The 16,336-nt window shown below is 54.8% G+C and carries 16 protein-coding genes; all 16 read left to right on the plus strand.

The genetic code is table 11. The annotated features are described in order from the left end of the window. Positions 1-86: 86 nt before the first annotated feature. The 16 genes from sucA to cpoB all read left to right on the plus strand — a co-directional run bounded on the left by sucA (position 87) and on the right by cpoB (position 16,120). A complete protein-coding gene (sucA, locus tag ABLV07_RS22290) occupies positions 87-2,894 on the plus strand; it encodes a 2-oxoglutarate dehydrogenase E1 component (protein WP_015367672.1) in 2,808 nt (935 codons plus the stop codon). A 14-nt stretch (positions 2,895-2,908) separates the two neighbouring features. After that, on the plus strand, positions 2,909-4,129 hold the full coding sequence (gene odhB / locus ABLV07_RS22295; protein WP_020079338.1) for a 2-oxoglutarate dehydrogenase complex dihydrolipoyllysine-residue succinyltransferase: 1,221 nt from the start codon (positions 2,909-2,911) through the stop codon (positions 4,127-4,129). A 145-nt stretch (positions 4,130-4,274) separates the two neighbouring features. Further along, a complete protein-coding gene (sucC, locus tag ABLV07_RS22300) occupies positions 4,275-5,441 on the plus strand; it encodes an ADP-forming succinate--CoA ligase subunit beta (RefSeq protein ID WP_015367670.1) in 1,167 nt (388 codons plus the stop codon). Next, complete coding sequence (gene sucD, locus ABLV07_RS22305; protein ID WP_015367669.1) at positions 5,441-6,310, plus strand: succinate--CoA ligase subunit alpha; 870 nt, start codon at positions 5,441-5,443, stop codon at positions 6,308-6,310. The genes sucC and sucD overlap by 1 nt, the downstream gene beginning before the upstream one ends. Positions 6,311-6,337: 27 nt before the next feature. After that, positions 6,338-6,499, plus strand: a complete 162-nt coding sequence (locus ABLV07_RS22310) for a hypothetical protein (protein ID WP_080758832.1) — start codon at positions 6,338-6,340, stop codon at positions 6,497-6,499. Positions 6,500-7,101: 602 nt separating this feature from the next. After that, positions 7,102-8,670, plus strand: coding sequence for a cytochrome ubiquinol oxidase subunit I (gene cydA, locus ABLV07_RS22315; protein ID WP_015367666.1), 1,569 nt, complete (start codon positions 7,102-7,104; stop codon positions 8,668-8,670). Positions 8,671-8,685: 15 nt separating this feature from the next. Further along, a complete protein-coding gene (gene cydB, locus ABLV07_RS22320) occupies positions 8,686-9,825 on the plus strand; it encodes a cytochrome d ubiquinol oxidase subunit II (RefSeq protein WP_015367665.1) in 1,140 nt (379 codons plus the stop codon). A gap of 15 nt (positions 9,826-9,840) precedes the next feature. After that, positions 9,841-9,954 (plus strand): cytochrome bd-I oxidase subunit CydX, encoded by a 114-nt coding sequence (gene cydX / locus ABLV07_RS22325; protein ID WP_004100325.1) that lies wholly within the window; start codon positions 9,841-9,843, stop codon positions 9,952-9,954. Beyond that, positions 9,954-10,244 carry a cyd operon protein YbgE gene (gene ybgE / locus ABLV07_RS22330; RefSeq protein WP_015367664.1) on the plus strand — a complete coding sequence of 97 codons (291 nt, stop codon included), beginning with the start codon at positions 9,954-9,956 and terminating at the stop codon, positions 10,242-10,244. The genes cydX and ybgE overlap by 1 nt, the downstream gene beginning before the upstream one ends. A gap of 160 nt (positions 10,245-10,404) precedes the next feature. Continuing rightward, complete coding sequence (gene ybgC, locus ABLV07_RS22335) at positions 10,405-10,809, plus strand: tol-pal system-associated acyl-CoA thioesterase (protein WP_004859689.1); 405 nt, start codon at positions 10,405-10,407, stop codon at positions 10,807-10,809. Continuing rightward, positions 10,806-11,498, plus strand: coding sequence for a Tol-Pal system protein TolQ (tolQ, locus tag ABLV07_RS22340; protein WP_015704769.1), 693 nt, complete (start codon positions 10,806-10,808; stop codon positions 11,496-11,498). The genes ybgC and tolQ overlap by 4 nt, the downstream gene beginning before the upstream one ends. A 3-nt stretch (positions 11,499-11,501) precedes the next feature. Then, positions 11,502-11,930, plus strand: coding sequence for a colicin uptake protein TolR (gene tolR, locus ABLV07_RS22345; RefSeq protein WP_015367661.1), 429 nt, complete (start codon positions 11,502-11,504; stop codon positions 11,928-11,930). A 90-nt stretch (positions 11,931-12,020) separates the two neighbouring features. Further along, positions 12,021-13,325: a cell envelope integrity protein TolA gene (gene tolA / locus ABLV07_RS22350; RefSeq protein WP_015704770.1), complete on the plus strand. Its 1,305-nt coding sequence runs from the start codon at positions 12,021-12,023 to the stop codon at positions 13,323-13,325. A gap of 130 nt (positions 13,326-13,455) precedes the next feature. Beyond that, positions 13,456-14,748, plus strand: coding sequence for a Tol-Pal system beta propeller repeat protein TolB (gene tolB / locus ABLV07_RS22355; RefSeq protein ID WP_015367659.1), 1,293 nt, complete (start codon positions 13,456-13,458; stop codon positions 14,746-14,748). A gap of 34 nt (positions 14,749-14,782) precedes the next feature. Next, positions 14,783-15,307: a peptidoglycan-associated lipoprotein Pal gene (gene pal, locus ABLV07_RS22360; protein WP_004859700.1), complete on the plus strand. Its 525-nt coding sequence runs from the start codon at positions 14,783-14,785 to the stop codon at positions 15,305-15,307. A 9-nt stretch (positions 15,308-15,316) separates the two neighbouring features. After that, complete coding sequence (cpoB, locus tag ABLV07_RS22365; RefSeq protein ID WP_032714100.1) at positions 15,317-16,120, plus strand: cell division protein CpoB; 804 nt, start codon at positions 15,317-15,319, stop codon at positions 16,118-16,120. Positions 16,121-16,336 lie beyond the last annotated feature (216 nt).

Genomic DNA, 16,336 nt, shown 5'->3' on the forward strand with positions numbered 1-16,336 from the left:
CGCAACAAGTGAACCCCGGCACGTGCACTCGGTGTGCGTGGTAGTTTCTACGGCGAAATAAGCATAAAAATGCTTAAGGGATCACGATGCAGAACGGCGCAATGAAAGCCTGGCTGGACTCTTCTTACCTCTCTGGTTCGAACCAGAGCTGGATAGAACAGCTCTATGAAGACTTCTTAACCGATCCTGACTCTGTTGACGCCAACTGGCGTTCGATGTTCCAGCAGTTACCTGGCACCGGAGTTAAACCGGATCAATTTCATTCGAAAACGCGTGATTATTTCCGTCGACTGGCGAAGGATGCCTCACGTTACACTTCTTCGATATCCGACCCTGATACCAATGTGAAGCAGGTTAAAGTCCTGCAGCTCATCAACGCATACCGCTTCCGTGGTCACCAGCAGGCGAATCTCGATCCGCTGGGACTGTGGCAGCAAGAGAGAGTGGCGGATCTCGATCCGGCTTACCACGATCTCACCGAGGCCGATTTCCAGGAAAGCTATAACGTAGGTTCTTTCGCCATCGGAAAAGACACGATGAAGCTGGGCGACCTGATCGCGGCGCTTAAGCAAACCTACTGCGGCTCCATCGGCGCGGAATACATGCACATCACCTCTACTGAAGAAAAACGCTGGATCCAGCAGCGCATTGAGTCAGTAGCAGGCAAAGCGAGCTTCACCGCGGAAGAGAAAAAGCGCTTCCTGAGCGAGCTGACCGCCGCGGAAGGCCTGGAGCGCTATCTCGGCGCCAAATTCCCGGGCGCGAAACGCTTCTCGCTGGAAGGCGGCGATGCGTTAATCCCGATGCTCAAAGAGATCATCCGCCACGCCGGTAAAAGCGGCACCCGTGAAGTGGTGCTGGGCATGGCGCACCGTGGTCGTCTGAACGTACTGGTCAACGTGCTGGGTAAAAAACCGCAGGACCTGTTCGACGAATTCGCGGGCAAACATAAAGAACACCTCGGCACCGGCGACGTGAAGTACCACATGGGCTTCTCTTCCGATATGGAAACCGAAGGCGGTCTGGTTCACCTGGCGCTGGCGTTTAACCCGTCGCATCTGGAAATCGTTAGCCCGGTGGTTATCGGCTCCGTACGCGCCCGTCTGGATCGTCTGGACGAGCCGAGCAGCAACAAAGTGCTGCCAATCACCATCCACGGCGACGCCGCGGTAGCCGGCCAGGGCGTGGTTCAGGAAACCCTGAACATGTCCAAAGCGCGCGGTTACGAAGTGGGCGGAACCGTTCGCATCGTTATCAACAACCAGGTTGGCTTCACCACGTCCAACCCGCTGGATGCGCGTTCTACGCCGTACTGCACCGATATCGGTAAGATGGTTCAGGCGCCGATTTTCCACGTTAACGCGGATGACCCGGAAGCGGTTGCTTTCGTTACCCGTCTGGCGTTGGATTTCCGTAATACCTTCAAACGCGATGTCTTCATCGACCTGGTGTGCTACCGCCGTCACGGCCACAACGAAGCCGACGAGCCGAGTGCAACCCAGCCGCTGATGTACCAGAAAATCAAAAAGCATCCGACTCCGCGCAAAATCTATGCTGACAAGCTGGAACAGGACAAAGTCGCGACGCTGGAAGACGCTACCGAACAGGTTAACCTCTACCGCGATGCGCTGGATGCCGGCGATTGCGTGGTAGCGGAATGGCGTCCGATGAACATGCACTCCTTTACCTGGTCTCCATACCTCAACCATGAGTGGGACGAGAGCTACCCGGATAAAGTTGAGCCAAAACGTCTGCAAGAGCTGGCCAAACGCATCAGTACGGTGCCGGAAACCGTTGAGATGCAGTCTCGCGTAGCGAAAATCTACGGCGACCGTCAGTTGATGGCCGCCGGTGAGAAACTGTTCGACTGGGGCGCGGCGGAAAACCTGGCGTACGCCACCCTGGTTGATGAGGGTATCCCGGTGCGTCTGTCCGGCGAAGACTCCGGTCGCGGTACCTTCTTCCACCGTCATGCGGTTATCCATAACCAGAGCAACGGTTCTACCTATACGCCGCTGCAGAACGTACACAACGGTCAGGGCCAGTTCCGCGTCTGGGATTCCGTGCTGTCTGAAGAAGCGGTACTGGCATTCGAATATGGTTACGCCACCGCGGAACCACGCACCCTGACCATCTGGGAAGCGCAGTTCGGCGACTTCGCCAACGGCGCGCAGGTGGTGATTGACCAGTTCATCAGCTCCGGCGAGCAGAAATGGGGCCGGATGTGCGGCCTGGTGATGCTGCTGCCGCACGGCTACGAAGGGCAGGGCCCGGAGCACTCCTCCGCGCGTCTGGAACGTTATCTGCAGCTGTGCGCTGAGCAGAACATGCAGGTTTGCGTACCGTCCACTCCGGCACAGGTTTACCACATGCTGCGTCGTCAGGCGCTGCGCGGTATGCGCCGTCCGCTGGTGGTCATGTCGCCGAAATCTCTGCTGCGTCACCCGCTGGCGGTTTCCAGCATGGACGAACTGGCGAACGGCACCTTTATGCCGGCGATTGGCGAAATCGACGAGCTCGATCCGCAAGCCGTGAAACGCGTCGTACTGTGCTCTGGTAAGGTTTACTACGACCTGCTGGAACAGCGCCGTAAAAACGAGCAAAAAGATGTCGCCATCGTGCGTATCGAACAGCTCTATCCGTTCCCGCATCAGGCGGTACAGGAAGCGCTGAAAGCTTACTCGCACGTCCACGATTTTGTCTGGTGCCAGGAAGAGCCGCTCAACCAGGGCGCATGGTACTGCAGCCAGCACCACCTTCGTGAAGTAGTTCCATTTGGGGCCTCTCTGCGTTATGCAGGCCGCCCGGCCTCCGCCTCTCCGGCGGTAGGGTATATGTCCGTTCACCAGAAACAGCAACAAGATCTGGTCAATGACGCGCTGAACGTCGATTAATTAAAGGATACACAATGAGTAGCGTAGATATTCTGGTTCCCGACCTTCCTGAGTCCGTAGCTGACGCAACCGTCGCCACCTGGCACAAAAAACCGGGCGACGCGGTAGTCCGCGACGAAGTTCTGGTCGAAATCGAAACTGACAAAGTGGTACTGGAAGTACCGGCATCAGCGGACGGCATTCTGGATGCAGTACTGGAAGACGAAGGCGCCACCGTGCTGTCTCGTCAGATTCTGGGCCGCCTGCGTGAAGGCAACAGCGCCGGTAAAGCCGCTGATGCGAAAGCTGATACCAAAGAGTCCACCCCGGCTCAGCGTCAGCAAGCGTCTCTGGAAGAGCAGAGCAACGACGCGCTTAGCCCGGCTATCCGTCGTCTGCTGGCTGAACACAGCCTCGACGCGGCGGCGATTAAAGGCACCGGCGTTGGCGGCCGCCTGACCCGCGAAGACGTTGAGAAACATCTGGCGAGCGCGCCGGCGAAAGCTGAAGCGAAAGCGCCAGCCGCTGCTGCGGCGCCGGTTGCGCAACTGGGCCACCGCTCTGAAAAACGCGTACCGATGACCCGTCTGCGTAAACGCGTTGCCGAGCGTCTGCTGGAAGCGAAAAACTCTACCGCCATGCTGACCACGTTCAACGAAGTCAACATGAAGCCGATTATGGATCTGCGTAAGCAGTACGGCGAAGCGTTCGAAAAACGTCACGGTATCCGTCTGGGCTTCATGTCCTTCTACGTGAAAGCGGTTGTTGAAGCGCTGAAACGCTACCCGGAAGTGAATGCTTCCATCGATGGCGACGATGTGGTTTATCACAACTACTTCGACGTGAGCATGGCGGTTTCGACCCCACGTGGCCTGGTGACTCCGGTGCTGCGTGACGTTGACCTGCTGGGCATGGCGGATATCGAAAAGAATATTAAAGAGCTGGCAGTGAAAGGCCGTGACGGCAAGCTGACCGTAGATGACCTGACCGGCGGTAACTTCACCATTACCAACGGCGGCGTATTCGGTTCTCTGATGTCCACGCCGATCATCAACCCACCGCAGAGCGCCATTCTGGGTATGCATGCCATTAAAGACCGTCCGATGGCGGTCAATGGCAAGGTAGAAATTCTGCCGATGATGTACCTGGCGCTCTCCTACGACCACCGTCTGATCGACGGACGTGAATCGGTAGGCTTCCTGGTAGCGATTAAAGAGCTGCTGGAAGATCCGACTCGTCTGCTGCTGGACGTGTAGTCAGTAAGAGTATTACCTACCGTAGGCCGGATAAGGCGTTCGCGCCGCCATCCGGCGTTGATGAGATGCCTGATGGCGACGCTTGCGCGTCTTATCAGGCCTACAGGTTTAAAGATAATTATTACCTGAAGGATGGACTGAACACATGAACTTACATGAATATCAGGCAAAACAACTTTTTGCCCGCTATGGCTTACCGGCGCCGGTGGGTTATGCCTGTACTACTCCGCGTGAAGCAGAAGAAGCCGCTTCAAAAATCGGCGCGGGTCCGTGGGTAGTGAAATGTCAGGTTCACGCTGGTGGCCGCGGTAAAGCGGGCGGTGTGAAAGTAGTTAAGAGCAAAGAAGAGATTCGCGCTTTTGCTGAGCATTGGCTGGGCAAACGCCTGGTGACTTACCAAACAGATGCTAACGGCCAGCCGGTAAACCAGATTCTGGTTGAAGCCGCGACCGATATTGATAAAGAGCTGTATCTGGGCGCGGTTGTTGACCGTAGCTCCCGTCGCGTGGTGTTCATGGCGTCTACCGAAGGCGGCGTGGAAATCGAAAAAGTAGCGGAAGAAACCCCGCACCTGATCCACAAGATCGCCATCGATCCGCTGGCGGGCCCGATGCCTTACCAGGGTCGCGAACTGGCGTTCAAACTGGGTCTGGAAGGTAAACAGGTTCAGCAGTTCACCAAGATCTTCATGGGTCTGGCGACCATCTTCCTGGAGCGCGATCTGGCGCTGATCGAAATCAACCCGTTGGTTATCACCAAGCAGGGCGACCTGATCTGCCTCGACGGTAAACTGGGCGCTGACGGCAACGCGCTGTTCCGCCAGCCGGATCTGCGTGAAATGCGCGACCAGTCTCAGGAAGATCCGCGCGAAGCTCAGGCGGCGCAGTGGGAACTGAACTACGTTGCGCTCGACGGCAACATCGGTTGCATGGTTAACGGCGCAGGCCTGGCGATGGGCACCATGGACATCGTTAAGCTGCACGGCGGCGAACCGGCTAACTTCCTCGACGTTGGCGGCGGCGCCACCAAAGAGCGCGTAACCGAAGCGTTCAAAATCATCCTCTCTGACGACAACGTTAAAGCGGTTCTGGTTAACATCTTCGGCGGTATCGTACGTTGCGACCTGATCGCTGACGGCATCATCGGCGCGGTTGAAGAAGTGGGTGTTAACGTACCGGTTGTTGTACGTCTCGAAGGTAACAACGCCGAACTGGGCGCGAAAAAACTGGCTGACAGCGGCCTGAATATTATTGCAGCGAAAAGTCTGACGGACGCAGCACAGCAGGTTGTTGCCGCAGTGGAGGGGAAATAATGTCAGTTTTAATTAATAAAGACACCAAGGTTATCTGCCAGGGCTTTACCGGTAGCCAGGGTACATTCCACTCTGAACAAGCGATCGCTTACGGCACTCAGATGGTTGGCGGCGTAACGCCAGGTAAAGGCGGCACCACTCACCTGGGCCTGCCGGTATTTAACACCGTGCGTGAAGCCGTTGAAGCCACCGGCGCGACTGCGACCGTCATCTACGTTCCGGCGCCGTTCTGCAAAGACTCCATTCTGGAAGCTATCGACGCGGGCATTAAGCTGATTATCACCATCACTGAAGGTATCCCGACCCTGGATATGCTGACCGTGAAAGTGAAGCTGGACGAAGCTGGCGTTCGCATGATCGGCCCGAACTGCCCAGGCGTTATCACCCCGGGCGAGTGCAAAATCGGCATCATGCCGGGTCACATCCACAAGCCGGGTAAAGTGGGCATCGTTTCCCGTTCCGGTACCCTGACCTATGAAGCGGTTAAGCAGACCACCGACTATGGCTTTGGCCAGTCTACCTGCGTCGGTATCGGCGGCGACCCGATCCCGGGCTCCAACTTCATCGATATCCTGAAAATGTTCCAGGAAGACCCGCAGACCGAAGCGATCGTCATGATCGGTGAAATCGGCGGCAGCGCGGAAGAAGAAGCGGCAGCTTACATTAAAGAGCACGTGACTAAGCCGGTTGTCGGCTACATCGCGGGCGTTACCGCGCCGAAAGGTAAGCGTATGGGCCACGCAGGCGCCATCATCGCTGGCGGTAAAGGCACCGCTGATGAGAAATTTGCTGCGCTGGAAGCGGCCGGTGTGAAAACCGTTCGCAGCCTGGCGGATATCGGCGAAGCGCTGAAAGCTATCATCAAGTAAACCCTCACTGCTCTCAGGAGCAGACTAATGTCCGATTTCGACATGGTTGGCCACCGTCAGGTGGCCTTTTTTTTGCCTTGTCGTCAGCCGCAGGCGCTCTCTTACGTTAAAAAACGCTATTCTATTGATTTGATGAATATTATTGGGAATAATCACTCGCCGCTTGTCCGGGGGAGGGGAGGTGGTTAATTTTATGTGAAAATAAACAGGAAAACGCAGACGTTATTTTTTTGCATTTCGATTGGGAAAAATAGTGTGACCGGTCTAACATTATTAGGATCGCATCATTTCTTGCCTTAAATTGGTTAAAGTTAAAATTATATTACCTATAATTCTCATTCCCCCCTTTTTAGTAACCGCTAGCGGCAGACTTTAAACACATTTTTAACATCAATTTCACCGTTATTCTTTATTGCGCCACATAATTAACATAAGAAGAAAAAATTGATTTATATCAATGCTTAATCCTTGGAAAAAATCACCAAAAAACGTTAAATTGTCGCAAATCAAATTGGCCTATTCCGGGCATTTTCGCTATATATTGATCACCGTCGAAAAATGTAAAGCTGGAACAATAAAATCCTATTTATTGTAAGGTTATTGCGGCGTAATATATTAGAGAATCATTTGGTTTTTTCGTTAACGTATTTGTAACCTTTGCGAGGGCACTGTTTCATCGCCAGATGAGCAGTAACGTACCAGGGAGCAAATAATTTTGTATTGGGGCATGCGTATGAACCTGAATTTTGGGTTCGTTCTCGGAGTCTTCATGCGATGAGCAAGGAGTCATGATGTTAGATATAGTCGAACTGTCGCGCTTACAGTTTGCCTTGACCGCGATGTACCACTTCCTTTTTGTGCCGCTAACGCTCGGTATGGCGTTCCTGCTGGCCATCATGGAAACGGTCTACGTCCTTTCCGGCAAACAGATTTATAAAGATATGACCAAGTTCTGGGGCAAGTTGTTTGGTATCAACTTCGCTCTGGGTGTCGCAACCGGTTTGACCATGGAGTTCCAGTTCGGGACTAACTGGTCTTACTATTCTCACTATGTGGGCGATATCTTCGGTGCGCCGCTGGCCATTGAAGGTCTGATGGCCTTCTTCCTCGAATCTACCTTTGTAGGTCTGTTCTTCTTCGGTTGGGATCGTCTGGGCAAAGTTCAGCACATGGCGGTGACCTGGCTGGTCGCTCTGGGGTCTAACCTCTCCGCGCTGTGGATCCTGGTGGCCAACGGCTGGATGCAGAACCCGATCGCATCGGATTTCAACTTTGAAACCATGCGTATGGAGATGGTCAGCTTCTCTGAGCTGGTCCTGAACCCGGTTGCTCAGGTTAAATTCGTCCACACCGTGGCCTCCGGCTATGTGACTGGCGCGATGTTCATCCTTGCTATCAGCTCCTGGTACATGCTTAAAGGCCGTGATTTCGCCTTTGCTAAGCGCTCCTTCGCGATTGCTGCAAGCTTTGGTATGGCCGCTATCCTCTCCGTTATCGTCCTCGGCGATGAGTCCGGTTACGAAATGGGTGACGTGCAGAAAACCAAACTGGCGGCAATTGAAGCAGAATGGGAAACTCAGCCGGCGCCGGCTGCCTTTACCCTGTTTGGTATTCCCGATCAGGAAGCGCAAACCAACCACTTCTCCATCCAGATCCCTTACGCGCTGGGTATCATCGCTACCCGCTCGGTGGATAAGCCGGTTATCGGCCTGAAAGATCTGATGGCGCAGCATGAAGAGCGTATTCGTAACGGGATGAAAGCCTATGCGCTGCTGGAACAGCTGCGCGCCGGTTCCACCGATCAGGCGGTACGCGATCGGTTCAATGATGTTAAGAAAGACCTCGGTTATGGCCTGCTGCTCAAGCGCTATACCCCGAACGTCGCCGACGCCACGGAAGAGCAGATTGCTAAAGCGACCAAAGACTCTATTCCGAGCGTAGCGCCGCTGTACTTCGCCTTCCGTATCATGGTGGCGTGCGGCGTACTGATGCTGTTGATTATCGGCGCCTCTTTCTGGACCGTGATTCGTAACCGCATTGGCGAGAAAAAATGGCTGCTGCGCGCCGCGTTCTTCGGTCTGCCGCTGCCGTGGATTGCCGTTGAAGCGGGCTGGTTTGTTGCCGAATATGGCCGTCAGCCGTGGGCGATTGGTGAAGTGCTGCCTACAGCGGTGGCGAACTCATCGCTGACCGCGGGCGATCTGATCTTCTCGATGTTGCTGATCTGCGGTCTGTATACGCTGTTCCTGGTGGCTGAACTGTTCCTGATGTTCAAGTTTGCCCGCAAAGGACCGAGCAGCCTGAAAACGGGTCGCTATCACTTTGAACAGTCCTCCGCGGCTATTCAGTCGGCACGTTAAGACAGGAGTCGTCAAATGATCGATTATGAAGTATTGCGTTTAATCTGGTGGCTACTGATCGGCATCCTGCTGATTGGCTTCGCCGTCGCCGACGGTTTCGACATGGGGGTGGGCATGCTCACCCGTTTCCTCGGTCGTAATGACACCGAGCGTCGAATCATGATCAACTCCATCGCCCCGCACTGGGACGGAAACCAGGTGTGGCTCATCACCGCTGGCGGCGCGCTGTTTGCTGCCTGGCCGATGGTATACGCCGCCGCGTTCTCCGGCTTCTATGTGGCAATGATTCTGGTACTGGCGTCTTTATTCTTCCGTCCGGTGGGCTTCGACTACCGCTCCAAGATTGAAGATACCCGCTGGCGCAACATGTGGGACTGGGGCATCTTCGTGGGGAGCTTTGTGCCGCCGCTGGTTATCGGCGTGGCTTTCGGCAACCTGCTGCAGGGCGTACCGTTCCATATTGATGAGTATCTGCGTCTGTACTACACCGGCAATTTCTTCCAGCTGCTGAATCCGTTTGGTCTGCTGGCGGGTATCGTCAGCGTGGCGATGATCCTGACGCAGGGCGCGACCTACCTGCAGATGCGTACCGTAGGCGAACTGCATCTGCGCACCCGCACCGTCTCCACGGTGGCGGCGCTGGTGACGCTGGTTTGCTTCGCGCTGGCGGGCGTATGGGTCTACTACGGTATCGACGGTTACGTGGTGAAATCGGTGCTGGATCATACCGGTCCGTCTAACCCGCTGACCAAAGAAGTGGCGCGTGAAGCCGGCGCGTGGATGGTTAACTTTAACAATATGCCAGCGCTGTGGGCTATTCCTGCCCTGGGCGTGGTGCTGCCGCTGCTGACCGTCGCGTCGACAAAAGCAGATAAAGGCGCCATGGCGTTTCTGTTCTCCTCGCTGACGCTGGCCTGCATCATCCTGACCGCGGGTATCGCGATGTTCCCGTTCATCATGCCGTCCAGCACGATGCTGAATGCGAGCCTGACGATGTGGGATGCCACCTCCAGCCAGCTGACGCTGAATGTGATGACCTACGTGGCTATCGTGTTTGTGCCGATTATCCTCGGCTACACCACCTGGTGTTACTGGAAGATGTTTGGCCGCATTACCCGCGAAGACATCGAAAAGAACACCCACTCGCTGTACTAAGGTAAGGAGCTATATATGTGGTACTTCGCATGGATTTTGGGAACGCTGCTTGCCTGTGCCTTTGGGGTGATTACCGCGCTGGCGCTTGAGCACGTGGAAGCAACCAAAGCAGGTAAAGAAGAGCATTGATGAAAATTATCGCGACCCTTTACGCGATGATGGACAAGCGCCCGTTAAGGGCGCTTTCCTTATTAATGGCGCTGCTGCTGGCAGGCTGCATCTTCTGGGACCCGTCGCGCTTTGCGGCGAAGACCAGTGGGCTTGAAATCTGGCATGGTTTCTTGCTGATGTGGGCGGTGTGCGCCGGCGTCATTCACGGTGTGGGCTTCCGTCCGAAAGCCGTGCACTGGCAGGGGATTTTCTGTCCGCTTATCGCTGATATTGTTCTCTTTGCAGGCCTGATCTTTTTCTTCTTTTGAAAGATAAGAGTATAAGAGAAGTCTGTTAACCGCATGGGCTTGCATAAGCCCATAAAAATTTACTCGCCGTTTACTTTCTCCCATTCCAAACCACGATTCCCGCGCGTATAGTAGCGAAGTTTGAAAGCACTACTCTTTTTTTGCATTACCGGGATGTAAAGTGAATACAACGCTGTTTCGATGGCCGGTCCGGGTCTACTACGAAGATACCGATGCCGGTGGTGTGGTTTACCACGCCAGTTACGTCGCTTTTTATGAAAGAGCACGCACAGAGATGCTGCGCCACCATCACTTCAGTCAGCAGGTTCTGTTGGCTGAACGAGTTGCCTTTGTCGTTCGCAAAATGACGCTGGAGTATTTTGCGCCCGCCAGACTCGACGACATGCTCGAAATCCAGACGGAAATTACCTCGATGCGAGGCACCTCTTTGGTTTTCACGCAGCGAATCGTCAACGCCGAGAATACAGTTTTGAACGAAGCTGAAGTTCTCATTGTGTGCGTTGATCCACTCTTAATGAAGCCTCGTGCGCTTCCCAAGTCTATTGTCGCGGAGTTTAAGCAGTGACTGACATGAATATCCTTGATTTGTTCCTGAAGGCGAGCCTTCTGGTTAAACTTATCATGTTGATTTTGATTGGTTTTTCTATCGCTTCCTGGGCTATTATTATTCAGAGAACGCGTATCCTCAATTCCGCCAGCCGCGAAGCCGAAGCGTTTGAAGATAAGTTCTGGTCCGGTATTGAACTGTCTCGCCTGTACCAGGAGAGCCAGGGCCGTCGCGATAGCCTCGCCGGTTCCGAGCAGATTTTTTACAGCGGCTTTAAAGAGTTCGCGCGTCTGCATCGTGCCAACAGCCATGCGCCGGAAGCGATTGTCGAAGGGGCGTCGCGCGCGATGCGTATCTCGATGAACCGCGAACTGGAAACGCTGGAAACGCATATTCCGTTCCTTGGCACCGTGGGTTCCATCAGCCCGTATATCGGCCTGTTCGGTACCGTCTGGGGGATCATGCACGCCTTTATCGCCCTCGGCGCGGTGAAGCAGGCGACGCTGCAGATGGTTGCGCCGGGGATCGCGGAAGCGCTGATCGCCACGGCAATCGGTCTGTTTGCTGCCATCCCGGCGGTTATGGCCTACAACCGTCTGAACCAGCGCGTGAACAAACTTGAACTGAACTACGACAACTTTATGGAAGAGTTCACCGCCATTCTGCACCGTCAGGCGTTTACCAGCAGCGAAAGCAATAAGGGGTAAGCCATGGCCAGAGCACGTGGACGCGGACGTCGCGAACTGAAGTCCGAGATTAACATCGTTCCGCTGCTGGATGTCCTGTTGGTGCTGTTGCTGATCTTCATGGCGACAGCGCCGATCATTACGCAGAGCGTGGAAGTCGATCTGCCGGACGCCACGGAGTCGCAAGCGGTGAAAAGCAACGATGAACCACCGGTTATCGTTGAAGTCTCCGGAGTAGGGCAGTACAGCGTGAAAGTCGGTCAGGAAACGTTGTCCCAACTGCCGCCGGAGCAGGTCATTGCTGAAGCGAAGCGCCGACTCGAAGCGAACGAGAAGACGGTGTTCCTTATCGGTGGCGCGAAAGATGTGCCTTACGATGAAATCATTAAAGCGCTTAACCTGTTGCATAGCGCAGGGGTTAAATCGGTTGGCTTAATGACCAAGCCTATTTAATCGGCCCGCGGAGCGAGCGGCGGTGGATATCGATAGCATTCCGCCGTTGCTTTTAAGCGGCAACAGGCGAACAGTTTTTGGGAACCGATAGTGTCAAAGGCAACCGAACAAAACGATAAGCTTAAACGAGCGATCATAGTTTCAGTGGTGCTGCACATCATTCTGATTGCGCTACTGATCTGGAGTTCGTTCGACGAGCATCTGGATACTTCCGGCGGCGGCGGAGGTTCGTCCATTGATGCGGTGATGGTCGATCCTGGCGCGGTAGTCAACAACTACAACCGCCAGCAGCAACAGCAGTCCAGCGCGCGTCGCGCGGCCGAGCAGCGTGAAAAGCAGGCTCAGCAGCAGGCCGAGGAACTGCGGGAAAAACAGGCTGCCGAGCAGGAACGCCTGAAGCAAATGGAACAAGAACGTCTGCAGGCGCAGGAAGCGGCTAAAGAAGCGAAAGAGCAGCAAAAACAGGCTGAAGAAGCGGCAGCCAAGGCGGCGGCCGCGGCAAAAGCGAAAGCAGATGCCCAGGCGAAAGAAGCGCAGGAAGCTGCCGCTAAAGCCGCTGCTGATGCCAAAGCTAAGGCCGATGCCCAGGCGAAAGTCGCGGAAGCGGCTGCCGCTAAGGCGGCAGCCAAAGCAGCCGCTGACGCGAAGAAACAGGCGGAAGCCGAAGCGGCGAAAGCCGCCGCGGATGCGCAGAAGAAAGCCGAAGCGGAAGCTGCGAAAAAAGCTCAGCAGGATGCAGAGAAGAAAGCGCAGCAGCAGGCCGAGAAGAAAGCTCAGCAGGAAGCGGCGAAACAGGCTGCGGCAGAAAAGGCCGCCGCTGAGAAAGCCGCTGCCCAGAAAGCTGCCGCGGAAAAAGCCGCTGCTGAAAAAGCCGCAGCAGCCGAAAAAGCCGCTGCCGCCAAAGCTGCCGCAGCAGAAAAAGCGGCGGCTGATAAAGCGGCCAAAGCCGCCGCCGCGAAGGCCGCCGCGGCCAAGAAAGCCGCTGCAGCTAAAGAAGCAAGCGGTGTTGACGATCTGCTTGGTGACCTGAGCTCAGGTAAGAATGCGCCGAAAACCGGCGGTGGCGCTAAAGGCAACGGCCAGCCATCGAAAGATAGCGGTGCCTCAGGCGCCAACGGCGGGGCAACGGGAGCTGATATCAGCGCATACGCAAAGCAAATACAGATGGCTATTCAAAGCCGCCTGTATGATGCCAGCCTCTATCAAGGCAAGCGTTGCGTGTTGCATATCAACCTTGGGCCTGACGGCACATTAAAGGATATCACCTCTGAAGGAGGCGACCCTGCGCTGTGTCAGGCGGCATTAACGGCAGCACGTACTGCGAGTATTCCTAAACCGCCAAGTCAGGCTGTTTATGAGAAAATAAAAAATGCGACACTAGACTTTAAACTGTAATCGTTTTTCCCCGTGCAAGCGGGGAAAAACAATCTATGGTAGTCACAGGGTTTTGGTAGTTTTGTGTATTTGGGTTTGTTAACATTCTGCTAAATTATCGTGGGCTTTCCGCCCGGATAAGGGAGATATGATGAAGCAGGCATTACGAGTAGCATTTGGTTTTTTGATGCTGTGGGCGGCGGTGCTGCACGCAGAAGTACGCATCGAGATCACCCAGGGGGTGGACTCGGCGCGCCCCATCGGTGTGGTGCCATTCCAGTGGGCTGGCCCAGGCGCTGCGCCTGAAGATATTGGCGGCGTGGTAGCGGCTGACCTGCGTAACAGTGGCAAGTTTAACCCGCTGGATCGCTCGCGCCTGCCTCAGCAGCCGGGTAGCGCTCAGGAAGTGCAACCTGCAGCATGGTCCGCGCTGGGCGTTGACGCCGTGGTCGTAGGCCAGGTGACGCCAAACCCTGACGGTTCTTACCAGGTTGCCTATCAGTTGGTTGATACCGGCGGTGCGCCGGGTACCATCCTGTCACAAGGCTCTTTCAAAGTGACCAAGCAGTACCTGCGTTATGCCGGACATACTGCCAGTGACGCGGTATTCGAAAAGCTGACCGGAATTAAAGGCGCTTTCCGTACCCGTATCGCTTACGTGGTTCGCACCAACGGCGGTCAGTTCCCGTATGAGCTGCGCGTCTCTGACTACGACGGCTACAACCAGTTCCTGGTTCACCGTTCATCACAGCCGCTGATGTCGCCGGCATGGTCTCCGGACGGTTCTAAACTGGCCTATGTGACCTTCGAAAGCGGCCGCTCCGCGCTGGTAGTTCAGACGTTGGCGAATGGCGCAGTCCGTCAGATTGCCTCCTTCCCGCAGCACAACGGCGCGCCGGCCTTCTCGCCGGATGGCAGCAAACTGGCATTCGCACTGTCGAAAACCGGTAGCCTGAATCTGTACGTGATGGACCTTGGCTCCGGCCAGATTCGTCAGGTGACTAACGGTCGCAGCAATAACACCGAACCGAGCTGGTTCCCGGATAGCCAGAACCTGGCGTTTACTTCCGACCAGGCTGGCCGTCCTCAGGTGTATAAAGTCAACATCAACGGCGGTACGCCGCAGCGTATTACCTGGGAAGGTTCGCAGAACCAGGATGCTGACGTCAGCGCTGATGGTAAAATTATGGTAATGGTAAGCTCGGCCAACGGTCAGCAGCACATTGCTAAGCAAGATCTGGAAGCGGGTGGTGTACAGGTTCTGTCATCAACGTTTTTAGATGAAACGCCAAGTCTGGCACCTAACGGCACTATGGTAATCTACAGCTCTTCTCAGGGGATGGGATCCGTGCTGAATCTGGTTTCTACAGATGGGCGTTTCAAAGCGCGTCTTCCGGCAACTGATGGACAGGTAAAATTCCCTGCCTGGTCGCCGTATCTGTGATAATAAATAATTGATTATTAAAGGAATCAAAGAAATGCAACTGAACAAAGTGCTGAAAGGGCTGATGATCGCTCTGCCGGTTATGGCAATCGCGGCGTGTTCTTCCAACAAGAACGCCAGCAACGACCAGAGCGGTGAAGGCATGCTGGGTGCCGGCACTGGTATGGACGCTAACGCTAACGGCGGCAACATGTCTTCCGAAGAGCAAGCTCGTCTGCAGATGCAGCAGCTGCAGCAGAACAACATCGTTTACTTCGATCTGGACAAGTACGATATCCGTTCTGACTTCGCTGCAATGCTGGATGCGCACGCTAACTTCCTGCGTAGCAACCCGTCCTACAAAGTGACCGTAGAAGGTCACGCGGATGAGCGCGGTACTCCGGAATACAACATCGCTCTGGGTGAGCGTCGTGCTAACGCCGTTAAGATGTATCTGCAGGGCAAAGGTGTTTCTGCTGACCAGATTTCCATCGTTTCTTACGGTAAAGAAAAACCTGCAGTACTGGGTCATGACGAAGCGGCATATGCCAAAAACCGTCGCGCCGTACTGGTTTACTAAGAGAATTGCATGAGCAGTAACTTCAGACATCATTTATTGAGTCTGTCGTTACTGGTTGGCATAGCGGCCCCCTGGGCCGCTTTTGCTCAGGCGCCAATCAGTAGTGTCGGCTCAGGCTCGGTCGAAGACCGCGTCACTCAACTTGAGCGTATTTCCAATGCTCACAGCCAGCTTTTAACCCAACTCCAGCAACAACTCTCCGATAACCAAAGCGATATTGATTCCCTGCGCGGTCAGATTCAGGAAAATCAGTATCAGCTCAATCAGATTGTCGAACGCCAGAAGCAGATTCTGCAACAGATCGACGGGCTGACGAGCGGTGGCGGAGCAGCAGCGGCAGGCGCGCAGGCGCAGGCTCCGTCGTCTTCCGGCGATCAAAGTTCGGCTGCCACCAGTACGGCGCCAGCGGCGTCTTCCGGGGCGCCTGCGATGACCGGGGATGCCAACACCGATTACAACGCGGCTATTGCGCTGGTTAAAGATTCGTCCCGCCAGGATGACGCAATGGTGGCGTTTCAGAACTTCGTCAAGAAGTACCCGGATTCAACTTATCAGCCGAACGCCAACTACTGGCTCGGACAGTTGAACTACAATAAGGGGAAAAAAGACGATGCGGCATATTATTTTGCCTCAGTGGTGAAAAACTATCCGAAATCCCCGAAAGCGCCGGATGCGATGTTTAAAGTCGGCGTTATCATGCAGGACAAAGGCGACACCGCGAAAGCGAAAGCGGTTTACCAGCAGGTAGTCAGCAAATTCCCTGGCACCGATGGTGCGAAACAAGCGCAAAAACGCCTTAACGCCCTGGGTTGATTATGGCATGACCAGAAATCGCGTTATTTCTGGTCTTGTCGCACGAAACCCAAGCAGTTAAGTGATCTTTATCGAAATTTTAGTTGCGCTGAAATCTGAAATCAGTAATATATGCCGCCGTTGCCAAGGGATATCGAACAAGCCCAAAGCGACGCCAGAGTGGGTCGTTAGCTCAGTTGGTAGAGCAGTTGACTTTTAATCAATTGGTCGCAGGTT

It is taken from the genome of Klebsiella sp. CN_Kp097, assembly GCF_040064495.1.
GTDB classification, from domain to species: domain Bacteria; phylum Pseudomonadota; class Gammaproteobacteria; order Enterobacterales; family Enterobacteriaceae; genus Klebsiella; species Klebsiella aerogenes.